Annotated in this window: 20 protein-coding genes; 13 read left to right on the plus strand and 7 right to left on the minus strand. The window is 36.9% G+C overall.

Translation table 11 applies throughout. From position 1 onward, the window contains the following. The first annotated feature begins 140 nt into the window (after positions 1 to 140). From DCE79_RS09000 to DCE79_RS09040, 9 genes are all read left to right on the plus strand, one after another. The gene (locus DCE79_RS09000; protein ID WP_108712727.1) at positions 141 to 455 is read left to right on the plus strand and encodes an ArsR/SmtB family transcription factor; all 315 of its coding nucleotides are present in this window, start codon (positions 141 to 143) and stop codon (positions 453 to 455) included. Between the two features lie 9 nt (positions 456 to 464). After that, a complete protein-coding gene (locus DCE79_RS09005; RefSeq protein ID WP_199912319.1) occupies positions 465 to 1754 on the plus strand; it encodes an arsenic transporter in 1290 nt (429 codons plus the stop codon). 18 nt (positions 1755 to 1772) lie between these two features. Beyond that, positions 1773 to 2195: an arsenate reductase (thioredoxin) gene (gene arsC, locus DCE79_RS09010; RefSeq protein ID WP_108712729.1), complete on the plus strand. Its 423-nt coding sequence runs from the start codon at positions 1773 to 1775 to the stop codon at positions 2193 to 2195. Between the two features lie 26 nt (positions 2196 to 2221). Beyond that, positions 2222 to 2581 (plus strand): arsenite efflux transporter metallochaperone ArsD, encoded by a 360-nt coding sequence (gene arsD, locus DCE79_RS09015; protein WP_108712730.1) that lies wholly within the window; start codon positions 2222 to 2224, stop codon positions 2579 to 2581. After that, positions 2581 to 4347, plus strand: a complete 1767-nt coding sequence (gene arsA / locus DCE79_RS09020) for an arsenical pump-driving ATPase (RefSeq protein WP_108712731.1) — start codon at positions 2581 to 2583, stop codon at positions 4345 to 4347. The genes arsD and arsA overlap by 1 nt, the downstream gene beginning before the upstream one ends. Next, on the plus strand, positions 4344 to 4625 hold the full coding sequence (locus DCE79_RS09025) for an iron-sulfur cluster assembly accessory protein (RefSeq protein WP_108712732.1): 282 nt from the start codon (positions 4344 to 4346) through the stop codon (positions 4623 to 4625). The genes arsA and DCE79_RS09025 overlap by 4 nt, the downstream gene beginning before the upstream one ends. 302 nt (positions 4626 to 4927) lie before the next feature. Further along, positions 4928 to 7030: an MMPL family transporter gene (locus DCE79_RS09030; protein WP_108712733.1), complete on the plus strand. Its 2103-nt coding sequence runs from the start codon at positions 4928 to 4930 to the stop codon at positions 7028 to 7030. A gap of 28 nt (positions 7031 to 7058) precedes the next feature. Continuing rightward, positions 7059 to 7730 (plus strand): response regulator transcription factor, encoded by a 672-nt coding sequence (locus DCE79_RS09035; protein ID WP_108712734.1) that lies wholly within the window; start codon positions 7059 to 7061, stop codon positions 7728 to 7730. Then, on the plus strand, positions 7727 to 9091 hold the full coding sequence (locus DCE79_RS09040; protein WP_108712735.1) for a sensor histidine kinase: 1365 nt from the start codon (positions 7727 to 7729) through the stop codon (positions 9089 to 9091). The genes DCE79_RS09035 and DCE79_RS09040 overlap by 4 nt, the downstream gene beginning before the upstream one ends. 180 nt (positions 9092 to 9271) lie before the next feature. Here the strand turns inward: DCE79_RS09040 and DCE79_RS09045 are convergent, their stop codons facing one another. Together DCE79_RS09045 and DCE79_RS09050 are read right to left on the minus strand one after the other, a co-directional pair. Next, complete coding sequence (locus DCE79_RS09045) at positions 9272 to 10672, minus strand: NAD(P)-binding domain-containing protein (RefSeq protein WP_108712736.1); 1401 nt, start codon at positions 10670 to 10672, stop codon at positions 9272 to 9274. A gap of 77 nt (positions 10673 to 10749) precedes the next feature. Then, positions 10750 to 11196, minus strand: a complete 447-nt coding sequence (locus DCE79_RS09050; protein WP_108712737.1) for a MarR family winged helix-turn-helix transcriptional regulator — start codon at positions 11194 to 11196, stop codon at positions 10750 to 10752. Positions 11197 to 11294: 98 nt separating this feature from the next. Here DCE79_RS09050 and DCE79_RS09055 point away from each other — a divergent pair, with 98 nt between their 5' ends. After that, positions 11295 to 11783 (plus strand): GNAT family N-acetyltransferase, encoded by a 489-nt coding sequence (locus DCE79_RS09055; protein WP_108712738.1) that lies wholly within the window; start codon positions 11295 to 11297, stop codon positions 11781 to 11783. Positions 11784 to 12250: 467 nt separating this feature from the next. Here DCE79_RS09055 and DCE79_RS09060 read toward each other — a convergent pair whose 3' ends face one another. Together DCE79_RS09060 and DCE79_RS09065 are read right to left on the minus strand one after the other, a co-directional pair. Then, the gene (locus DCE79_RS09060) at positions 12251 to 13798 is read right to left on the minus strand and encodes a transglutaminase domain-containing protein (protein ID WP_108712739.1); all 1548 of its coding nucleotides are present in this window, start codon (positions 13796 to 13798) and stop codon (positions 12251 to 12253) included. Between the two features lie 51 nt (positions 13799 to 13849). Then, the gene (locus DCE79_RS09065) at positions 13850 to 14377 is read right to left on the minus strand and encodes a GNAT family N-acetyltransferase (RefSeq protein WP_108712740.1); all 528 of its coding nucleotides are present in this window, start codon (positions 14375 to 14377) and stop codon (positions 13850 to 13852) included. Positions 14378 to 14934: 557 nt separating this feature from the next. Between DCE79_RS09065 and DCE79_RS09070 the strand changes: the two genes are divergently transcribed. From DCE79_RS09070 to DCE79_RS18500, 3 genes are all read left to right on the plus strand, one after another. Further along, a complete protein-coding gene (locus tag DCE79_RS09070; protein ID WP_108712741.1) occupies positions 14935 to 15261 on the plus strand; it encodes a DUF485 domain-containing protein in 327 nt (108 codons plus the stop codon). Continuing rightward, positions 15258 to 16802 (plus strand): solute symporter family protein, encoded by a 1545-nt coding sequence (locus DCE79_RS09075; RefSeq protein ID WP_108712742.1) that lies wholly within the window; start codon positions 15258 to 15260, stop codon positions 16800 to 16802. Before DCE79_RS09070 ends, DCE79_RS09075 begins: the two co-directional genes overlap by 4 nt. Before the next feature lie 172 nt (positions 16803 to 16974). Continuing rightward, positions 16975 to 17115, plus strand: coding sequence for a hypothetical protein (locus tag DCE79_RS18500; RefSeq protein ID WP_159083080.1), 141 nt, complete (start codon positions 16975 to 16977; stop codon positions 17113 to 17115). Between the two features lie 205 nt (positions 17116 to 17320). Here the strand turns inward: DCE79_RS18500 and DCE79_RS09080 are convergent, their stop codons facing one another. The 3 genes from DCE79_RS09080 to parE form a co-directional block, all read right to left on the minus strand. After that, positions 17321 to 18925 carry an SWIM zinc finger family protein gene (locus DCE79_RS09080; RefSeq protein ID WP_108712743.1) on the minus strand — a complete coding sequence of 535 codons (1605 nt, stop codon included), beginning with the start codon at positions 18923 to 18925 and terminating at the stop codon, positions 17321 to 17323. Positions 18926 to 19033: 108 nt separating this feature from the next. After that, positions 19034 to 21463, minus strand: a complete 2430-nt coding sequence (parC, locus tag DCE79_RS09085; protein ID WP_108712744.1) for a DNA topoisomerase IV subunit A — start codon at positions 21461 to 21463, stop codon at positions 19034 to 19036. Continuing rightward, positions 21463 to 23436 (minus strand): DNA topoisomerase IV subunit B, encoded by a 1974-nt coding sequence (gene parE, locus DCE79_RS09090; RefSeq protein WP_108712745.1) that lies wholly within the window; start codon positions 23434 to 23436, stop codon positions 21463 to 21465. The genes parC and parE overlap by 1 nt, the downstream gene beginning before the upstream one ends. Positions 23437 to 23619 lie beyond the last annotated feature (183 nt).

Below are 23619 nucleotides of genomic sequence, written 5' to 3' on the forward strand. Positions count from 1 at the left end.
TTTATAAATATCTAATTCCATCCATCATGGAAATTGCCCAAAGAAATATGGATAACAAAATATTTATTTTGAACATATTGCAAAAGTTATTATCAACACATAATATAAGTATATCGTTATATAATTATGGAGGTTTGATAATGGAAATAGAATTAATGGAAAAACAGTTGAAAGCTGTTGCAGATGCGAATCGCTTGCGAATTTTAGCTTGTCTAAAAAAAGGCGAAGTATGTGTGTGTGATTTTACGGACGTTTTAAATATTTCACAGCCTGCAGTAAGTCAACATTTACGAAAATTAAAAGAGGCAGGCATTATTACAGAGCGTAAGGTAGGGACGTGGAAGCATTATCGTATTCATGAGAATCAGACTACGTTAATGCAAAGTATACTCTCTTCCATCGTGGAAGAATGGACGTGTGACTGTAAAAACGACTGTGAATGTGTGGAGGGTTAAAAATTGAATATGTTTGTTATTGCGGCACTCATTTTCATCGTGACACTGATCTTTGTTATTTGGCAACCAAAGGGTCTTAATATTGGTTGGTCTGCAATGGCAGGAGCTGTGATAGCGCTATTAGTAGGTGTTGTAGATTTTGGAGATGTCGGTACAGTAATCGATATTACGTGGAATGCTACGTTATCGTTTATTGCGATAATTTTAATTTCACTTGTGTTAGATGAAATCGGATTGTTTGAATGGGCAGCTTTACATATGGCACGTGCTGCAAAGGGTAGCGGTATCAAAATGTTTGTTTATGTTAGCTTACTAGGTGCAGTTGTTGCTGCATTATTCGCAAATGACGGGGCAGCATTAATTTTAACGCCTATCGTACTTGCAATGGTTCGGAATTTGAAGTTTAGCGAGAAAATGATTTTCCCGTTTATTATGGCAAGTGGTTTTATTGCAGATACAACAAGCTTACCTTTTATCGTAAGTAACTTAGTGAACATCGTATCCGCAGATTTCTTTAATATCGGTTTTGTGGAATATGCTTCGCGAATGATTATTCCAAATTTATTCTCGTTAACAGCGACGATTGTTGTCCTGCTAATTTACTTCAATAAGTCGATTCCGAGAGAATACGATGAATCGATGTTGAAAGTACCAAAGCAAGCCATTAAGGATATGAAAATGTTCAAGTTGTCTTGGTTTGTACTAGCGATTTTAGTCATTGGTTACTTTTTAAGTGAGTTTATCGGTGTACCGGTATCACTCGTAGCTGGTCTTATAGCGATTTCCTTCTTATTGATGGCACGAAATAGTGCAGTTGTCGATACAAAAGCCGTGGTAAAAGGTGCTCCTTGGAATATCGTATTTTTCTCAATTGGAATGTATGTTGTCGTTTATGGCCTTGGAAATGCAGGACTGACACCAGTCTTGGCTACCGTTATTGAATGGACAGCAGAGCAAGGTTTATTCTTCGCTACAGTCGGCATGGGTTTTATCGCTGCATTCTTATCGTCTGTGATGAACAATATGCCAACCGTCATGGTCAATGCATTGGCCATTCAAGAAACCCATACAACAGGTATTGTGCGTGAGGCTTTAATTTATGCAAATGTCATTGGTTCAGATTTAGGACCTAAGATTACACCAATCGGCTCATTGGCAACGTTAGTTTGGTTATATGTACTGTCACAAAAAGATGTGAAAATTTCATGGGGAACTTACTTTAAAACGGGTATTGTCCTAACGATTCCAATCCTTTTATTTACGTTAATTGGATTATTCATTACATTATTAATTTTTTGATTATGGGAGTTAATTTAAATGACGAAAAACATTCTTTACTTCTTATGTACAGGTAATTCATGCCGTTCACAAATGGCAGATGGATGGGCGAAAAAACTACTTCCAGAAGACTGGGAAGTATATTCAGCTGGCATCGAAACACATGGTGTTAACCCAAATGCAATTAAAGCAATGCATGAGGTGGAAATTGATATTTCTCATCATACTTCTGATTTAATAGACCAAGACATTTTAAATAAGGCGACTTTGGTTGTGACATTGTGCGGGGATGCTGCAGATAAATGCCCAATGACACCACCTGAAGTACGCCGTGAGCATTGGGGCTTTGAAGATCCAGCAAAAGCTGTCGGGACAGATGAAGAGAAATGGACCGCATTCCAACAAGTACGTGATGCAATTGGAGCGCGTATTGGGAAGTTTGTTAAAGAAGAACTACATTAAGAAGTTAATTTATTGGAGGGGTCAAAATGAAAAAAATCTCTATTTATGAACCTGCGATGTGTTGTCCTACAGGTCTTTGTGGACCATCTATTGATCCAGAGCTATTACGTCTGTCTTTTATTATGAATAATATAAAAAATGCAGAGGTAGATGCAATACGCTTCAATTTAACAAATGAACCACAAGTGTTTGTTGAAAATAAACAGGTGAATGATTTATTAATGGCTGAAGGTATGGAGTGTTTACCTGCAACGTTTATTGAAGACGAATTAGTATTAAAGGGTAGCTATCCAACAACTGCTCAATTTGCTGAGTGGACTGGTTTATCAGAAGAAGAACTTTTGAAAAAACCAAAAGTACGTCTATCTATTGGAGTGAAAAAGTAATGGAACGATTTACACGTGACCATTTTCCAACAACCCCTTTTCTATTCTTTACAGGAAAAGGTGGCGTAGGGAAGACTTCAGTTGCAAGTAGTCTTTCAATTGCATTAGCAGCTGAAGGAAAAAAAGTGCTGCTAATTAGCACGGACCCTGCTTCCAATTTACAAGATATATTTGGTCAAACGTTAAAAAATGAACCAACAAAAATCGATGGGATGAACAACTTGTTTGCATTAAATCTTGATCCAGAGCAAGCAGCAGCGAGCTATAAAGAGCAAATGGTGGGGCCATATCGTGGAAAGTTACCAGAAGTAGTGATTCAAAATATGGAAGAGCAATTATCTGGTGCATGTACAGTTGAAATTGCAGCATTCAATGAATTTGCGATGCTGTTAACGAATGAAGCGTATACAAAGCAGTACGATACGATTGTTTTTGATACAGCACCAACAGGACATACACTACGTTTACTACAATTACCTTCAGCATGGTCAACATTTTTAGATGAAAATACAACAGGTACTTCCTGCTTGGGTCCATTAAAAGGGCTTGAACCACAGCGTGAAATTTATAAAGAAGCAGTTGCTCAGTTAACGAATCCTAGTCAAACAACATTAATGCTGGTGACACGTCCAGAAACCAATCCTCTAAAGGAAGCAGCTCGTGCATCTGAGGAATTGTTTGAGATCGGCATTCAGAATCAGAAATTAATTATCAACGGTTATTTGCGGTCGAATAGTAACGATCCGGTAGAATTGGCATTTCACGAACGACAAAACAAAGCTTTAGATAGGATGCCCGAAACCTTAAAGACATTTGACCTCTATTATCTACCGTTTGTTCCGTACTCTTTATCAAGTATCGTGCGTATGGAAGCTTGGATGACAGACACTGAGATTAAATCAAATTCAATAAGCACTAATATGTTGAACACACCTGAACTAGAAGAAATGGTTTCAGATTATGTGAAGCGTAAGCCCAAAATTATTTTCACTATGGGCAAAGGCGGTGTAGGGAAGACAACAGTTGCATCGTATATTGCACTTCGATTAGCAGAAGAGGGAATGCGTGTTCATTTAACAACAACTGATCCTGCTGCTCATCTAAACTGGACATTCGGTCAAGAGAAGCAAGACGGTGTAACGGTTAGTCGTATTGATCCAAAAGTCGAAATTGCAAACTATGAAGCAGAGGTGCTTTCAAAGGCAAGTGAGACAATGAATGAAGAAGGGCTAGCTTTCGTAAAAGAAGATTTAGCTTCTCCTTGTACAGAGGAAATCGCGGTCTTTCGAGCATTTGCAAACTTAGTTGAAACCTATCAAGATGAAGTGATTATTATTGATACAGCACCAACAGGGCATACGTTACTTTTACTTGATGCAACGCAGAGTTATCATAAGGAAATTTCCCGTTCTGAAGGGGAAGTGCCAGTAGCTGTTGCAAATTTATTACCACGTTTACGTGATAAAGAATATACAAGTGTTGCAATTGTAACGTTACCAGAAGCAACACCGGTATATGAAGCAGCACGACTACAAGAGGATTTAGAACGTGCAGGATTACATGTAGATTGGTGGATTGTCAATCAATCATTTGCTAAACTGCAACTAACAAGTCCCTTACTTCTACAAAAGCAACAAGCTGAAATAAAATGGTTAGAGGAAGTAAGTCACATTAGTAAGGGGCGTTTTGTCATGATTCCTTGGGTAAAGGAAGCACCTATCGGCAAAGACGGGTTACAAAGATTAAAAGGAGAGACAGTAAAATGAAAATGAGTCCAGAAGGTAAACAATTTGTTGAGCAAGTAATAGAACAAGTTGAAGGAGCAACACTACGCTTTTATGGTGTAGCTGGATGTTGCGGTATGAATTTAGGTGCAGAAATCGCTCAAGCTAAAGAAGAAGATTCGGTGCAAACCATTGAAGGTATTGAAATTGCAGTAGACCCACAAATTGCAGAGCAGTTAACAGACGTAACGATTCATGCAGAGGAAGAAAATGGTCAGCTAGGCTTAGTACTGCTTGGCTATGAACAATCAAGCTGCTAAATTGTGATTGCATCATTCGAGTACATTAACTGCTGTTACTTCTTAAGTTAGGCACACTTGCCATAAATAGTTGTCAAATGTCTACTGAGGTAACAAAGCAGTTTTTACAAGCCAATAGAACACTTAAAAAATATTTTAAATTATATAAAGAGGTTGGGACAAAACCCTTCCCTCTCCCAAAATAAAGCAGTTCAAATTTTACGATAAGTTAAATTTGAACTGCTTTATTTTCTGTTAGTTTATATTGAGTTTACATTGATTGGTTATAGTAGGATTTTTAGTAAGTATAAGGAGGAAAACTTGTGAACAAAATATTAAACCCTATAACCGATTGGGTATCAACTAAACGGGGAATGTGGATTACGATCATCATTTGGTTAGTGCTCATGATCGGCTTAAGTGCAGGTCCCCAGCTTGGCGACTATAAAGTAACGAACTTCCAGTCGCTACCAGATGATGCACAGTCAATAATTGCCCAACAAAAAGTAGATGAACTATTCCCGAATGATCAAGGAACACCCGGGATACTTGTATTCCATAATGAAAACGGGAATGTCGACGTAGAAGGCGTCAAAGAAATTTTAGATACAATCCGTTCTGAAAACATTGATGGCATCGACCAATTAATTGATATTAATCAATTACCACCGCAAGCATTACAAGGCTTTATATCTGAAAATGGTTCGACAATGATTGTGCCAATGAATCTTGAAGCAGGTCTTGGTAGTAAAGATTACGCTCACATTAACGACAAAGCGACTAAAATTGGAACAGAAGTAGCCAAAACGCAAGAAAACATGGCGTTTTATATAACAGGTCCAGCTGGTATCGCGGGTGATACAACGAAGTTATTCGAATCCGCTGACGTCAAATTGTTATTAGTAACAATCGTAATTATTTTAGTATTATTAATCGCAATATATCGTTCGCCATTATTAGCATTCATTCCGCTACTAGCGACAATTATTGTGTACCAAGTAGCAAATCAATCGATTGCTTTACTAGGTGCAGCAGGCTTAGAAATTAATAACTCTACAACATCGATTATGAGTATCCTTCTATTTGCAGCAGTTATTGACTATTCATTATTCGTATTCTCACGCTACCGTGAAGAATTAAACCATTACGAAGACAAGTACATGGCGATGAAACATGCAATGCGTGCAACGGGTGAACCAGTATTCTTCGCGGCTGGTACAGTATTAGCAGCGATGTTAGTATTATTCTTCGCGGATTTCCGTGACTATCAAAACTTTGCACCAATATTCGGTTTAGCTGTATTCATTATCATGTTAGCATCGATTACATTAGTGCCAGCATTATTCACATTATTTGGGCGGAAGGCATTTTGGCCGAAAGTACCGAAATATGGTGAAGCAAAAGAAGTGAAACATGGCATTTGGGGGCCAATTGCGAAATTCGTTGTGAATCGTCCAGGTGTCTCTGGCGGTATCGTTGCACTACTAATGGTCATTACATCTTTAAATGTTTTTAACTTAAATTATGAGTTCGATACGGTAAAATCGTTCCCAGAAGATTTACCATCACGTGTCGGCTATGAAATCGTAGAAAGCAACTTCGACAAAGGTGAATTAGCGCCATCTACTGTTTTAGTTGAAGCAGATGAAGCGTTAACAGAGCAAAAAATTGCAGACATTAAATCAGCAATTGAAGCACAAAACGGTGTAGCAAATGTGCGAATGCAAGGTGTAACAGATAATTCTTTAGCGGTAAAATATAGCGTTGCACTAAACTTGAATCCATATTCGGTAGAAGCACTTGACCTAATGTCTTCATTACGCGGTGATTTAGAAAATATTTTAGCGGATGCTGATGTTTCTGGTGAAGCACATGTAGCAGGTATAACAGCAAAATTAGTAGACGAGCGAGATGTGAACAACAGCGACATCGTGAAAATTGTAATTCTAGAAACAATTTTAATTTTATTATTACTACTATTACTAACACGCTCTTGGAAAATGCCAATTTACATGATGGCTACGATATTAGTATCCTATCTATCAGCACTTGGCTTAGGTATTTTCTTAGTGGATGTATTATTCGGCTATGATGCCATTAGTACACGTGTACCAGTTTATGCGTTTATCTTCTTAGTGGCTCTTGGTATCGATTACAACATCATATTAGTGTCACGCTTCCTTGAAGAGCGTAAACGTACGACAGTAAAAGATGCGCTTGAAATTGCGATTCGCAATACAGGCGGAGTTATTTCTTCAGCAGGTGTTATTTTAGCCGCAACATTTGCAGCCCTAACAACAATGCCAATTTCTGATTTATTCGTATTCGGATTTATGGTTGCTATAGGTATTTTAATTGATACGTTCTTAGTTCGTGGTATGCTGTTACCAGCTTTAATCTTATTCTTTGAAAAGGATAAAAAATAAGCCCATACAACAGTGTGAGGTGTAATATATGAGAATATTAGTTGTAGATGACGATTTAGATATTTTACAGCTTGTGTCCATTCATTTAAAACGAGAGGGCTATAAAGTTGAGCAAGCAAACAGTGCAGCCGAAGCCTTGTCGTTACTGGAGCATATCGACGTCGACCTTGCAATTGTTGACGTCATGATGCCCAATATGAACGGCTTCGAGTTAACAGAAGTTTTAACAAAGGATTTAGACATACCGGTCATAATACTCACTGCAAAAAGCTTGCTAGCAGATAAGGAAAAAGGATTTTTAGCTGGCTCTGAAGATTATATTGTTAAGCCATTCGAACCAAAAGAGCTACTGTTTCGAGTAGCTGTTGTTTTAAGACGTTATGAACGTTCGATGGATTCACAAATGGAGCTAGGCAACGTTAAAATTGACCGTCAAAACTTTGAAGTAACAATTAATCAGCAGACGCTCGTATTCCCGTTAAAGGAATTCGAGCTACTATGTATGTTAATGGCGCGCGCGGGAAAAGTAACCCTACGCTCGCTTTTGTTTGAACAAACGTGGGGTTCAGATTATATGGGTAACGAATTAACACTTAATACTCACATGAATCGTGTACGCGAACGATTAAAAAAATACGAAGCTAATATCGAAATTCAGACGATTCGTGGCATTGGCTATAAACTTGAGGTTTGCCAATGAACACTTTGTATCGAAAGTTTAGTGGTGCGACATTATTCATATTGTTTGCAAGCATGTGCATTGGTTTTGCATTGGCAAATTTAATTTATTTTACAATTGCTAAAGATAAAATTGACGCGCAAAACGTAGAAACAGCCAAAGGAATCGCCAACATGCTGTTTTATGATCATTATGATGATGTATTGAAATCGATGGCAGACATAGGCTATCAATTAATGATTGTCGATACAGATGGGAAGCAAACGACGTATGGAAAGCCATTCTCTCAAAGTCAATTGCCAGAATCAGCGTTAGATGTTGTATTTAGTGGCGATGTTTATCACGGAATGGGAAATTTTTCTGGTAGCTTTTTAATGATGGGACATTTTTCAAATGATGCTGAAAATACAGTCGGTGTGCCGTTTACAATGAATGAGGAGCAGTACGGCCTGTTTTTACGTCCTAATCGCCAAAGCATATTTTCGGACATGCATGCGATTTTAATCGGTTTCATTATAACAGCAGCTGTTGTTAGCTTGGCAGGTGTGTTTTTCATGACACGTAAAATTATTAAGCCGATTACACAACTTAAAGAAGCGACGAAAGCAATTGCCAGTGAAAACTACAATTACACACTTGATATTTCACGTAACGATGAAATTGGACAGCTCGCTGATAGTTTCCGGACGATGCAGCAGCAACTTGGCCATAATCACGAGGCGACGCGAGCGTTTATTAGTAACGTGTCACATGATTTCCAATCACCGCTTATGAATATTCAAGGATACGCAGAATTGCTGCAAAATGGTGTATCAGAGGAAGAACGCATTGAATATAGCGGCATTATCGACCGTGAATCAAAGCGTCTATCGAACTTGACGAAGCAACTTCTTATACTTACGTCGCTCGATCAGTCTTCTTACCCATTACAAAAACAATTTGTTCGTCTCGATGAACAATTACGCGATATGATTCGTAAATATCGCTGGCGTATTAGCGACTGTGATATCGACCTATCGTATAAGCTAGAGGAAGTAACAGCAGTTGTAGACCCAGAGCTACTTATGAACGTGTGGGACAATATTTTATCGAATGCATTAAAATATACAACACTTGGTGGTCAAATCCATTTAAACTGTAAACGAGTTGGAGATTCTGCTGTCATTGTTTGTAGAGATACGGGTGTTGGTTTAAGCTCTGAGCAAGCTAAACAAGTTTTTGAACGTTTTTACCGTGTTGACCAAGCACGTAAAAAGGACGGTACTGGTCTAGGGCTTGCTATTTGTCGGGAAATTATTGAGCTACATGGTGGTCGTATTGAAGTGAAAAGTGAATTAGGTAAGGGCAGTGTGTTTAAAGTAACATTGCCGCTAGGAAAATAAATCGGGCCGCGCAACGTGTTATGTTGCGCGGCCCTTGTTTGTGGTAGCTTGCATTTACTATTATTTCTGGCAAGATTCCAGATAAAAGGACATATCATATTAGTCATATAAAATATGTTATGCCCTTTTATTTAATAGTCTTGATAAACTTAAATCTAGTGTGTTTCATTAATTCTGGAATTAACAACATTTTGTCGTAGTACTAGATGAATTTAAATCCAAGCTACAAACACCTGTTTCAGGTAAATCTAACTCTACTTTACGCGCAGCTACCACATCACCTGTTAAATAAGCAACAATTGAACGAACTTGCTCGTAACCTGTTGCCATTAAAAACGTTGGTGCGCGTCCGTAACTCTTCATACCAGCAATATAGAAGCCAACTTCCGGTTGACGTAACTCTAGCTCGCCATGTGGACGTACGGTACCACAGCTATGCTCGTTTGGATCAATAAGTGGTGCAAGCGCCTCTACGCTTTCAACAGCAGCGTCAATCGATAATCGAACTTCTTTTAAGAAGGAGAAATCCGGACGACTACCTGTATTAGCAATGATTTCATCAACTTCAGGAAGTTGATGTTCACCATTTGTACCTTCACCTTTAATGATTAGGCCACTTTCTGTTTGTTCAAGTTCTTGAATATAAAAAGGCGTATATACCGTTACTTTTCCTACATCTACTAACGAGTGAATTCGACTTCCTAATTCGCCACGAGCGGCAAGTGCATCTTTTTCTTGACCTCCATATGCATCTTCTACATGTTTTTTACGTAAAACCCATGTAATTTCAACATCTTCAAGTTTTTCTAACTCTAAAATTGTATTAATTGCAGAGTGTCCACCACCTATAACAGCTACACGTTTGCCTGCGTAACGACTTTTTAATTCGTCTATGTTTGGAATACCGTAAAAAATCACATCTGCTAATTCTTTTTCGGTATTTGTCCATACACCATCAGATTGGACTGAATTTGGTTGATTCCAAGTACCGGTAGCATCTATTACCGCACTCGCTAATAGGCGCTTGGTGCAGCCGTTCTGTTCGATATAGATAACAAATGGGGAAGAGGCGCGGTTTTGAGATTTCATTTTATCATGATTTTTTTTACTTATGTTGATCACAGTTGTATTAAATGAAATGTATGGCTTGATTTCAGGAACATTTGCTAATGGTTGTAAATAACGTTCTCGAATTTCTTTTCCTGTTGGAAGCGAATCTTCTTTCGGCATTTCCCATCCATATTTCAATAATAACGTTTTTGCAGCTTTGTCGACATTGTACTGCCATGGGGAGAATAGGCGTACGTGTTGCCAAGACTTAATATTTTCAGCAACGTTAGCACCTTTTTCTAACACAATAAAAGATTCACCAGCTAATCCTAAATGCGCGGCTGCAGCTAATCCTACTGGTCCAGCACCAAGTATTGCCACAGGGTATTGTTTATTTAAACGAAATGCTGTTTCATTACTTGTTGTTTCTTTATTAGGTTGCTCAGCAGGTCCACAGCATGTTGTAACTGGTTCAGAAGTTGTTGAACAACAATTTGAAGCTTGTGATTTAACCGTTAGTTTAATTTCCATTTGAAAATCCTCCATAAAATATATTTATTTGCAAAGTGCAACTATTCATTGAAAATGAAAAGCAAGATTGCTCCTGCTTAGTAAATAGGTGTACAACATACTTTTGATTTGGCCATGGCTTCATTTAGTAATTGAATGGACCGAAGTACCGTTTCTCTTTCAAAATCATTCATATGTGAAAAGACTTCTTCTAAATAAGCATTCATGGATTCATCGATCGTTGTTGCGACAAATTTCCCTTGCGTTGTTAACGATAAAATCGATACACGTTTATCTTGTGGAGAAGGTGTTTTTTTCACCAATTCCAATTTAATAAGTGTTTGAATTTGTCGGCTGAAGGTCGTAATATCCATTGAAAGTGTTTCTGCGATTTGTTGCATAGAAGGTGTTTGTTGTTTATCGATTTCATAAAGAATATGACTTTGGATTGTTGATATTTCAAACGATCCAACAGAGCAACAATTTTTGTTTAATAAGCCAAATCTTCGTGTTAGTATGTGAAAAATTTCGCGGTTGTTTTCCATTCAATCACCTCAAATTAAATTAAAACAAAAATACTTGTAAAATGCAACTATTAAGTTTATTATTTTAATAATCAATCAATTTATGCGGAGGTTAATCTATGGCAATTAGTGTTCGTTCTGTAGTATGTGAAGATTGGCAAGATGTAAAGCGAATTTATATAGAAGGATTAGAAACAAAAATGGCTACATTTGAAACCAAGGCACCAGAATCTTATGATGAATGGTTTGGAGAAGCAAATCCTCATTGTTCATTAGTGGCCTATGAAGGCAAACAAATTTTAGGTTGGTGCAAGTTAACACCTGTTTCCAAACGAAGTGTGTATAAAGGAGTAGGTGAAGTCAGTATTTATATAGCTTCAGATGCTAGAGGCAAGGGAATTGGTGATTTATTATTAAAGCAATTAATCGTAACTTCTGAAAAGGAAGCTTTCTGGACACTGGAATCCAAAATTTTTAAAGAAAATGTTGCTAGTCTCAATTTACATTTAAACAATGGTTTTCGTGTTGTTGGGATTCGAGAAAAGATTGCACAATTAGATGGGGTTTGGAAAGACAATATGTTACTAGAAAGAAGGAAGGATTTCTAATACAAATAGAGAACGCATCATTGAAGAACAGACGCGTTCTCAATACTTTTACTTAGGATTCAATCGATTCTAAATACCGATATAGTGTTGCTTTACTAATACCCGTTATAAATTTTCCAGACTGATATATTTCAAACGATATTAAAGTTGAAAACTACTTCAGTAAAACTTGTTCGAGCGATTTTTCTAGGATTTGTGTAGATGCAATATTTTCCTCCAAAATCAGATGTGCTAGCACGATTTGCTGCAAATATTTACTCAATAGGGCAGTAAAGAATAATTAATGCCCTTTATTCTTTTTTCATTTTAGGGACACGGTCATAATATATATTATAGGAAGTTACATCTCGTTTCAAAAGTATACTTATAATAGTGAGACGAAACGGATTTTTTTGTTTAACTTATTAATTTCATTAAATATATGAGTGTCTTATAAAGTTTGCCATAATCTATAGACACTCATTAAATTAAAAAATAAAACTCGTACTTTTAGTTAAATTGATCATCACAGTTTCTTGATTAATTAAACAATCTGCAGCAATTAATTCACCAGATGGCAATCGTTCTAATACTTGAACTAAATTATTCGGCAACAGATTCTTAGCAATTTTTAATTGTGCAGGTTTTGTTAATATGACTGTTTTTCGGTTGCTTGTAATTCGTACATGTAAGCCTTTATCGATATAAATATCGATTGTGACCTGTTTTAATTCATCCGCTAGTAGTAATTCAAGTTCATCCGCGCATATGAATCTTAAAGGCTTTGAATCATTTGTTTGCTCATAAGATGCCATCCAACTTTGATCAAATCGAATGAATGGAACGTCTATCGTATTTTCAAATAAAACTTTTAAGTCTACCGTTTTATTTAGCTTCGTTTCTTCATTATTTTGATAATTATCAGTTTTTTCAATAATTTCTTTATCTTGATTTAAATACGTAATTTCAAGTCCAGAATCTATTTTCTTAATTTTAGATACTTGAGTTTCACATATTTTACAAAGCTCCTGTGTTTCTAAATCAATTCGATACAAATAGCCTCCATGCGAATAATTACTAAAATACAAGGCACCATCCTGATATGTACAAAATTGAATGCGCTCTTCTCGTCGTTTTTTTAGTTTAAAGGGTTCCTTTGCTAAATTTATCTCATATAGCCGCGCATTTGTGGGATGTGGAAAATAGAGCATTTTATCAGCAATTGCAACATCATACAATGCATGTAACGCAGTGAAACGATTACTCGTACATGGTGGATAATGATGAAAATTCCACTGATGATCTTTTTTCATATCCTCATCATTACGTAAAAAATAACGATAGCGAATTTGTCTTGCATGATGTTTCGAACCGATATCATCCCATGTCGCATCAATATGATACCACTGCCCATCTAGCTCGACCATATTCCAAGCATGTCCACTATCTCCTTCCCCATCTGCCTTCCCTATAACGTAATAACAAGGAATTTGTAGTTGCTTCATCATTTTTTCAAATAACAACGCATACGCCATACATACACCGTGTTTTTCTTTCATAAAGGTATAAACTGCATATGGCGATCCTTCTGTATGTTTATCATAGTTATACGTACGAATTATATAATCATGAACAGCTAAAATTTTTTCGAGCGTATCCATTTTCGGATGAATGATTTCTGCGAATGTTTGATGAATTTCTTCAAGCATCCATTTTTCTTGCTCCCGATTCATTCGATAACGTATTGTAAAGTCGATTTTCACACGTTTTTTTGATTGATTACGATATTGATAACTTCGATGCTCACAATGCTGCGTATAAAATGGTTGTTGTAAATGTGATTGCTCAAATGCTTCAGTTAGTAGTTCATCGATTGATTTTTGCAAATGACCATTCACATGTAATGTAAATTGTTTATCCATGCGTTCCATATGTGTAACGATAGCTGGTAATACTTGCTGCGGTGTAATCGTTGACGATTTAATTGAACCCCCGCTCGCTTTAAAATCTTTTAATGTTTGAAAATAGGTTTTCATGATGCGAGTTTCTCCTTATGTGTAACCAATCCACTATTATTGTATATTTGTTTACTCATCTTCTTCAAATTCATTTAACTTCACATAAATTTCGACTTGCTTACCTTCCATCTTAATGATTTTCTCTATAGCCATACCATTTTTCAACGCAATTGCTTTAGATGCCTCATTTCCTACTTGAATAGCAGATACATAACGTTCTAGCCACATCTCCTTATTTGCATAGTTTGCTAAAGCCTGAGCCGCTTCAAACGCATAGCCATTACCCCAAAATTCTTGCTCAATCCAATACCCCAGTTCCAATTCAAAAGCATCATCTATAATTTGTGCAACAATCCCTGCATGGCCGATAAATGCTCCCGTATCTTTATGGATTAGCTTATGTAATCCATAGTCATCAAAGTTCTTATACTGTTGTTGCATTCTTTCTATCAATTGAACAGCATAAGTCTCATCCTTCACGTTACCGTCTCCAATATACTTCATTATTTCTGGATTAGTTACAAGTTGAATGACATTCTGTAAATCACTCATATCATAGCGTTCAAATCGTAATCTTTTCGTTGATAGTTTTAACATATGCGCCACCCTTTTATTATTAATTTGATGTTGTGTGTAAAAAATTACGGGTTTTTACAAAACTTATATCAAATTTTTATCATTTTAGCTCTTTATATGATTTCCTCTATTTTATCAAGAAAATCACCTCTGTTGTTATTTATGCTTCCCTTTTATACGTTCGAAATTAGCGTATCTTCTATTACCTATTCTACTGTAAACAACAAATTATAAAAATAATTCATCTTAATAATATTTCATTTTCAATAATAATTTCATACTATTTTATGTCCGCTATTCTCTCGTTTAATCATTTTTTCTAAATCGAATTTAGCTTCAAAAGTGTTGGTATATCAAGGATTCAAGTAGTTAAGTTATATTGGAATATCTTATTTTTTGTACGAAATGTTCGTTTTTCTCTCTATTAAACTTATTTTTATTAAAATTTTTTTCGAATAATTTTTTCGAAAAGTATTGCAATTTTGTGACCGCTAAAATAGAATAAAAATTGTAAAATACTTCAAGTAGTATTTTTCAACCATAGAGCAGTAAATATAAACAAAACAGGGGGTATGTTTATGGGGAATAATCAAAAAGCAACAATTGATTATGACAAAATCGCATCACAAGATTCGTTTAGAAAGTTAGCAAAACGAAAAAATTCATTTCTGTGGTCAATGACGGTAATCTTCTTAGGACTTTATATGTTATTACCAATTTTAACGTCATACACAGATATTCTTCACCAAAAAGCATTTGGTGATATTACATGGGTATGGGTATACGCTGCTGGGTTATTTGTAATGACTTGGAGTTTAGCTCATTTCTATGTATCAAAAGCAACTAAATACGATAAAGAGGCAAAAGCAATCATTGCTGAATATGAAGGAGGACAAGCAAAATGAGTTACACAGCGATATTCTTCTTCGTAGCGATTGTAGGTTTAACATTAGTCATTACTTGGTGGGCTTCTAAACGTACATCTAGTGCAAGTGACTTCTATACTGCAGGTGGTGGTTTAACTGGTTGGCAAAATGGTTTAGCCATCTCAGGTGACTATTTATCAGCTGCATCATTCTTAGGGATTGCCGGTTCGATTGCCCTATTCGGCTTCGACGGATTCTTCTTCTCTCTAGGATACTTAGTAGCATACTTAGTGGTACTTTACATCGTAGCAGAGCCATTACGTAACTTAGGTCGTTTCACATTAGCAGATATGATCACTGCTCGTTTCGACAAAGCTAAAGTTCGTGGTACGGCTGCATTATCTACGATTACAATCGTATTATTCTACATGATCGCACAACTTGTAGGTGCTGGTGCCTTAATTCAATTACTACTTGGTATTGATTACTGGATGGCCGTACTTCTAGTAGGTGTCATGATGACTGTCTATGTATTATTCGGTGGTATGACAGCAACTTCTTGGGTTCAAATTATTAAAGCTTGTTTATTAATGTTAGGTACTGTCATTATTTCATTCTTAGTATTAGCTAAATTTGACTTCAGTATTGCGACGATGTTCTCACAAATGGCAACAGTAACTGAACATGGTGAAGCATACTTAAACCCAGGTCTACGTTATACAGATGGTATTGATACGATTTCGATGTTAATCGCTTTAGTACTTGGTACAGCGGGTCTTCCACACATCTTAATGCGTTTCTTCACTGTAAAAGATGCAAAAACAGCTCGTTCTTCAGTAATTTGGGCTACTTGGATCGTAGGTTTATTCTATGTATTAACAATTTTCTTAGGCTTCGGTGCAGCAGCATTCGTAGGTAAAGATGCAATCATAGCGGCAAACCCAGCCGGTAACATGGCGGCTCCACTATTAGCAAAAGCGCTAGGTGGCGACATTTTATTCTCATTCGTATGTGCAGTAGCATTCGCAACAATCTTAGCGGTAGTAGCAGGTTTAGTACTTTCAGGTGCATCTGCCCTATCACATGATATTTATGGGCAAATTATTAAAAAAGGTAAGGTTACTGAAAAAGAGCAAGTGAAAGCTGCTCGTATCGGTTCAATCATTATCTCAATCGTTTCTATTTTATTAGCTTTAGGTGCTCAAACACTTAACGTAGCATTCTTAGTATCATTAGCATTCTGTATTGCCGCTTCATCTAACTTACCAGTAATTATTTTCACAATTTACTGGAAACGTTTCAACACAACTGGTGCGGTTTCAGCAATGTTAACAGGTTTAATCTCAGCATTAGTATTAGTAGCCGTGTCTCCAAACGTTTGGAACGCAGTTGAAGGCAAAGCCATCTTTGTTGGTGAGCCACTAATTATGCTAACAAACCCAGCGATTATCTCTGTTCCACTTGGTTTCATCGGTGGTTTCGTTGGTACATTATTATCTAAAGAAAAAGACGAAGCGAAATACCGTGAAGTTGAAGTTAAAGCTCAAACTGGTATTTCTGTACAAGACGCTTCTCACTAATATGGACTTCCCCTAATTCACAATTAAGGGACAAAAAAATCAGCTTCTAACATTAGTTAGAGGCTGATTTTTATATGGTTTTATAAGAATCTGTAATTTTTAGTAGACTATTCATGATACAATATTGACGCAGCATCCAGCTGACTCCTTTATGTAAAGGAGGTGTACTACTGTGTCTTATCCATCACGCAAACATAGGGCTAAGGCTGTTTCGAAAAAGAAACGTAACGAAAAACTCGCCATTTTTCGTTATGTGACAGACTTTTTTCGTCTTGTCGATACAATTTATCGTCTTTTCCGAATGATGCTGTAAAAAACATAGTTTGTTTCACCACTTTGACTAGCCATCTTAGTGGTGTTTTTTGTGAAAAATAAAAAGCGACTGGGGGCCACCCAATCGCCTTTGTACTACTGTAGATCCATCACGCATGAATCTTACTAACTTCATTGTATGAAAGTATTTCTCCCATGTCAATGAATTGATTTTATAATATGCTATGATTGCTCAATTTATACCTTTAATAAAATATATAGCCATTCAATTCCTCATGCATTGCCTTTTTACGTGGATAGCTTTTTATTAAGTATACCTTTAACTCTTCCGCGCGTTCATCATAGCCTATATCACGCATTCGACTTAAAATAACCGCTAACGTACGATACGTTTCACGATTATTCGCAACTTCTGCCGTTTCGAGTAACAAAAGCGTATGAAGGGTTTCCACTTCAGTTGGAAAATGAGGTTGTAAGGCTTGACCAAAGCGTAAAATCCGTTGCTTGTTTTCCTCACAATAGCTTAATAATTTTTCAAAGCGCCCTTCCGCTTCTAAAATATATACATAATGGTAGGGTCTTTCCTCTTGTTCTTCAAATACCAAAAACAATTCATCCATAATTTCTTGCCATGCAGTTACATCCTTTTGATAAATGTCCTTCATCATCTGATATTCTTCCATACGACCATTTGCCATCAATTCAAATGCGATTGTACGCTGGGCAATTGGATTTCCTAATATCCCGTGAATGTTAAACGCCGTGAACAACCACTGATTTTTATAGTCTTTGCTTGTTTCCGCGCTTTCAATGCCATCTGCACATAGGGAAAGTGCTTCATCCAATTTATTTCGCTCCACAGCAGCCTGGATAACTTCTGTACGAACTTCTTCAGGTAGCGAACTCATCGTATAGTAAGCCTCAAGCTCTTCTTCTGTCCCTACTTCCTTAACAACATGAAGTTCGAGTAACTTGAGTAAATCAGGGTTATTCGATGTCTCGTAACGCTTATGTAATGTTTCAAGCAAATAATCCTTTGAATCCGCTAATTTACTAATTGCAACGGCCCCTTCAAATAAAAAGACATTTGGTTTATTCATTAATGCATACAGATTAAATTTTGATAGTAAATGCTGTGTTAGTTTGATTGCATCTTCTTTCGTATCAATCGATTCGATTACTACGTCAAATGTTGCATACATCGCTTCTGTGATCATGTCATAAATCCACATTTCACAATAGTCTTCTATTGGCCATAATGTTTCTACACAATGAAGTACGAGGTCGAGTGCGTGAAGTGGATTCTCATTCACTATTGTTTCTATTTCATCCAACACTTCATATAATCCTTCAAAGGCAGTTCCAACTTGAGACTCATCTAAATATTGTTTACGAATAAATGGATTTAATCGTCTTAAAATACGTATTTCCGCTTCATCAATTGTTAAAATTTTAGATTGTTTGTTTTGTTGTGGGAGCCATTTCTTTAGAAGCAAGGGATTTTCATGTAAAATATCTGAAATAATTACGAGCAATTCTTCTTTTGTTTTATCTTGAAAAAACGGAGTGAAATTATTCTCTTTTAACGCATTTATTTCTCCACGAATTGTAAAATACATCGCAATTTCATGTTTGCATGTTCCATTAAAAGGACATGTACAAACAGATTCAGTAATAGTATCCCCATTAAGTTCCACATAGACAAAATAATCATCTGTACCGATTACTTTTGCACGCCATGCATTCACAGCAATTTGTTCAAATGAATGAATCGCACCATCTTTAAAGTAGTTTTTACCCCTTGATAAAATCACTTTCGATACACTTTTTTCAAACTGATGAATATTCATTGGAACCACCTATCTACAAATTTAAATTTTTGTCTTATTATAACATGCTTCTATGTATATTTAAGCAAAAAAGCGATTGGGGCATCGCACCAATCGCTTTAATACTTTTTATTCTTTATGCACCACATAAGCGCGAATTAACGCACCATCGCCCTCTGTATCAATACGTAGGGAACCGTTAGAATAGCGATCCGCTCGTGTTAAGTTTGTTACTTGTATGGTTTCTTGTACACCTTTTTCAGTTTCAACTGTGATTGAATTTCTAAAGTTTACAACTAAAATGGTAAAAATCCGGTGTGGATTTGATTTTAACTCTTTTAATATGACAACCCCGCGTTTTGCACGGTTTCCTAACTCTACTTCATTCAGAAGCATTCGTTTGACAGCACCGCGCTGTGTCACAATAATTAATTCCTCATCTGAACTTGGATTTAAAATGGCAATGGCCGCTAAGTGCTCGCCATCTTTTATAATAATTCCTTTAACCCCAGCAGTTTTTGCACCCGTAACTGGTAGATCATTCATTGGGAAACGGATTGTATAGCTTGTATTTGTTGAAAGTAATACTTCTTCTTGCTCTGTTACCAGTGCAGCGAAAATCATTTCGTCTTCGCCTTTAACATTCATGGTTTTAATTGGTTTTGAATAACGTGTTACGACATAATCAGCAAGTGCAGAACGCTTAATTTGGCCTTCTTTTGTTGCAGTGAATATATACTTGTCTGGCTGTTCAAACGTTTCAATACCGATAACCTGAATAATTTCCTCTGCTGTATCAATTGGTACAATACTTGAAATATGCTGACCTAAGTCTTTCCAACGAATGTCAGGCAGTTCATGGACTGGTTGATAAATATAATTTCCTTTACTTGTGAATAATAGTAAATGATGTTGCGTGTTTAAGTTTGCTTCATATAATAAGAAGTCTGATTCTTTCATCGCGAAGTCTTTGCCGTTCGATGCATTATGTGAGCGAAGACTTGTACGTTTCACATATCCATCCTTCGTCACAGTAACAACAACTTCCTCACTTGGAACTAAAACGTCACGATTTATTTTAATCTCTTCAATTTCTGCTTCAATTGTAGACATACGTGGTAAAGCAAAACGTTTTTTAATATCTAATAACTCAGATTTAATGACACGAATCAATTTCTTTTCGTCATCTAAAATAGCAGTTAATTTCACAACAAGCTCATCTAATTCAGCTTGTTCATTTTGAAGCTCTGTAATATCGGTATTAGTTAAACGATACAGTTGTAAGCTGACAATTGCTTCAGCTTGAACTTCTGTAAAGCTAAACTTTTCGATAATATTATTTTTCGCATCACGTTTATCTTTAGATCCACGAATCGTTTCGATCACTTCATCTAAAATCGATATCATTTTCATTAAACCTTCAACGATGTGAAGTCGGTCCTGGGCACGTTTCAAATCGAATTTTGAACGACGAAGGATAATTTCCTTTTGGTGACCGATATACGCGTCAAGCATTAATGGCAATGTCATCATCGTTGGACGACGGTTATGAATCGCAATCATATTAAAGTTGTAAGACACTTGTAAATCTGTAGATTTAAATAAGAAATGCAAAATACCTTGGGCTGGAACGTCCTTCTTCAACTCAATAACTATACGTAGACCATCACGGTCGGATTCATCACGAATTTCAGAGATGCCATCTAAACGGCGGTCATTGACACGTAGCTCATCCATTTTACGAATCATATTCGCTTTATTTACTTCGAATGGAATTTCTGAAATCACGATTTGCTCTTTATTGCCTTTTAATGCTTCAATTTCTGTACGAGAACGAACGATTATTTTCCCTTTACCAGTCTCATACGCTTTTTTAATACCATCAATTCCTTGTATAATCCCACCAGTTGGGAAATCAGGACCTTTAACGATGGTCATTAGTTCGTCAACCGTACAATCTTTGTTGTCTAAACGCATTAAAACCGCGTCTAAGATCTCTTGCAGGTTATGGGGTGGAATATCCGTTGCATAGCCTGCAGATATCCCTGTAGCCCCGTTAACGAGTAAATTTGGGAAACGTGAAGGTAATACGGTCGGTTCCATATCTTGATCATCAAAGTTTGGAACAAATTCAACCGTATTTTTATTTAAATCACGTAGCATTTCTGCAGCAATTGAAGAAAGTCTTGCTTCTGTGTAACGCATCGCAGCTGGTGGATCCCCATCAACTGAACCATTGTTACCATGCATTTCGATTAACATATGACGGCTTTTCCAGTCTTGACTCATACGGACCATTGCTTCATACACAGAAGAATCACCGTGTGGATGGTAGTTACCGATTACGTTACCAACTGTTTTAGCTGATTTACGGAATGGCTTTTCATTTGTATTGCCTTCATTGAACATCGCAAATAAAATACGACGTTGTACTGGTTTTAGACCGTCTCGTGTATCTGGTAATGCACGGTCTTGTATAATATATTTTGAATAACGACCAAAACGATCGCCCATGACTTCTTCTAAAGGTAAATCTTGAAATTTTTCAACAAAGCTCATTATTCGTTAACCTCCTCATGCTGGATGAATTCATTTTCTAAAATGCTTGCATCCTCTTCCATGCCGAAGTTGACATTTGATTCAATCCATTTACGGCGCGGTTCTACTTTATCGCCCATTAATGTCGTTACACGACGTTCTGCACGTGCACCGTCTTCGATTTTTACGCGAATTAACGTACGTGTTTCAGGATTCATTGTCGTATCCCATAATTGGTCAGCATTCATTTCTCCAAGCCCTTTATAACGCTGTAGGATATAGCCTTTACCGATTTTGTTAATCGCTGCTGCTAGTTCGTTTTCTGTCCAAGCATATTCTTGAATTTGCTTTTTCCCAGATCCTTTTGACACTTTATAAAGTGGCGGCAAGGCGATGTATACTTTGCCCGCCTCAATTAGTGGTCGCATGTAACGATAGAAGAATGTTAATAGTAGCACTTGGATATGTGCACCATCTGTATCGGCATCGGTCATAATAACCACTTTATCGTAAGCAGCATCCGCTACAGTGAAGTCCGCGCCAACACCTGCTCCAATTGTATGAATAATCGTAGAAATTTCTTCGTTCTTCATAATATCTTGAAGTTTTGCTTTTTCAGTATTAATGACTTTACCACGCAGTGGCAAAATGGCTTGGAACGTACGGTCGCGCCCTTGCTTTGCTGAACCACCAGCAGAGTCACCCTCTACTAAGTAAAGTTCATTACGCGCCGCATTTTTTGATTGTGCGGGCGTTAGTTTACCTGAAAGAAGTGTGCTAGACTTTTTCTTTTTGCCATTACGTGCATCATCACGCGCTTTACGTGCAGCTTCACGAACTTGCTGTGCACGAATAGCTTTACGAACAAGTGATGATGATAATTCAGCATTTTCTTCTAATACGTACATTAGTTGTTCAGATACAACCGTATCAACAGCAGCACGTGCTTCAGACGTACCTAATTTGCCCTTCGTTTGCCCTTCAAATTGAAGTATATTTTCTGGAATACGAACGGAAATAATAGCCGTTAATCCTTCACGAATATCCGAGCCATCTAAATTTTTATCTTTTTCTTTTAATAAGCCTACTTTACGGGCATATTCGTTAAACGCACGTGTTAATGCAGATTTCGCACCCGTTTCATGTGTACCACCATCTCGCGTACGGACATTGTTTACAAATGAAAGAATTGTTTCTGAGTATGCATCATTGAATTGGAAAGCAAATTCAACTTCGATTTCCTGTAGTATACCTTCCACATATTTCACTGGATGTAGTACGTCTTTTTCTTCATTTAAATATGTAACAAACGCTTCAATACCATTTTCATAATGGAAAACATCCTGTTGACCTTCGCCACGTTCATCAATTAACTCAATTTTTAGCCCTTTTAATAAAAATGCTGACTCACGTAGACGTTCAGCCAAAGTATCGTAATTATATTTCGTGACAGAGAAAATCGATGGATCTGGTAAGAAATGAACTAGTGTACCTACTTCTTTTGATTTTCCTAAAGTATCAAGTGAGGTTACAGGTTTTCCGCCATTTTCAAAGCGTTGACGATATATTTGACCCTCGCGGTGAATCGTAACTTCTAAAAATACCGATAAAGCGTTTACAACCGATGAACCAACACCGTGTAAACCGCCACTTGTTTTGTAACCACCTTGTCCAAATTTACCACCAGCATGGAGCACAGTGAAAATGACTTCTGGTGTAGGCTTGCCCATTTTATGCATACCTGTAGGCATCCCACGACCAAAATCTCGAACACTTATACTATTATCTCCATGAATTTTAACGATGATATGATTCCCAAATCCAGCAAGTGCTTCATCCACTGCATTGTCTACAATCTCATACACTAAGTGGTGAAGACCTCGGCTATCAGTAGAACCAATATACATCCCCGGTCTTTTTCGTACGGCTTCTAAACCTTCTAATACTTGAATGGCATCTTCATTATAAGAAATACCGGTCTGGTTTTTTACCAATTGTAATCCCCTCCAAAAATACAAACAAACGTTCTGTTATCATCCTAATCGTACTGCCAAAAATGAGAAGTGTCAATGATCGACGTAACAAATTAGGCTTTGCAAAGACTAATTGTATCATCAACAACCACGCTTTTAAAGCATATCCTCTAGCTCATTTCGCTTAAATGTAACTATTTTCCT

Origin of the sequence: Lysinibacillus sp. 2017, assembly GCF_003073375.1 — a bacterium.
Taxonomy (GTDB): Bacteria; Bacillota; Bacilli; order Bacillales_A; family Planococcaceae; genus Solibacillus.

Coding starts and splice junctions, on each gene's coding strand:
- DCE79_RS09065 (WP_108712740.1), bottom strand. CDS start 14,377: ATGTTAAAACTATCAACGAAAAGATTACGATTTGAACGCTATGATATG.
- DCE79_RS09070 (WP_108712741.1), top strand. CDS start 14,935: ATGGGGAATAATCAAAAAGCAACAATTGATTATGACAAAATCGCATCA.
- parC (WP_108712744.1), bottom strand. CDS start 21,463: ATGAGCTTTGTTGAAAAATTTCAAGATTTACCTTTAGAAGAAGTCATG.
- DCE79_RS09075 (WP_108712742.1), top strand. CDS start 15,258: ATGAGTTACACAGCGATATTCTTCTTCGTAGCGATTGTAGGTTTAACA.
- DCE79_RS09040 (WP_108712735.1), top strand. CDS start 7,727: ATGAACACTTTGTATCGAAAGTTTAGTGGTGCGACATTATTCATATTG.
- arsC (WP_108712729.1), top strand. CDS start 1,773: ATGACGAAAAACATTCTTTACTTCTTATGTACAGGTAATTCATGCCGT.
- DCE79_RS09000 (WP_108712727.1), top strand. CDS start 141: ATGGAAATAGAATTAATGGAAAAACAGTTGAAAGCTGTTGCAGATGCG.
- DCE79_RS09005 (WP_199912319.1), top strand. CDS start 465: ATGTTTGTTATTGCGGCACTCATTTTCATCGTGACACTGATCTTTGTT.
- DCE79_RS09050 (WP_108712737.1), bottom strand. CDS start 11,196: ATGGAAAACAACCGCGAAATTTTTCACATACTAACACGAAGATTTGGC.
- DCE79_RS09045 (WP_108712736.1), bottom strand. CDS start 10,672: ATGGAAATTAAACTAACGGTTAAATCACAAGCTTCAAATTGTTGTTCA.
- arsA (WP_108712731.1), top strand. CDS start 2,581: ATGGAACGATTTACACGTGACCATTTTCCAACAACCCCTTTTCTATTC.
- DCE79_RS09060 (WP_108712739.1), bottom strand. CDS start 13,798: ATGAAAACCTATTTTCAAACATTAAAAGATTTTAAAGCGAGCGGGGGT.
- DCE79_RS09035 (WP_108712734.1), top strand. CDS start 7,059: ATGAGAATATTAGTTGTAGATGACGATTTAGATATTTTACAGCTTGTG.
- arsD (WP_108712730.1), top strand. CDS start 2,222: ATGAAAAAAATCTCTATTTATGAACCTGCGATGTGTTGTCCTACAGGT.
- DCE79_RS09080 (WP_108712743.1), bottom strand. CDS start 18,925: ATGAATATTCATCAGTTTGAAAAAAGTGTATCGAAAGTGATTTTATCA.
- DCE79_RS09055 (WP_108712738.1), top strand. CDS start 11,295: ATGGCAATTAGTGTTCGTTCTGTAGTATGTGAAGATTGGCAAGATGTA.
- DCE79_RS09025 (WP_108712732.1), top strand. CDS start 4,344: ATGAAAATGAGTCCAGAAGGTAAACAATTTGTTGAGCAAGTAATAGAA.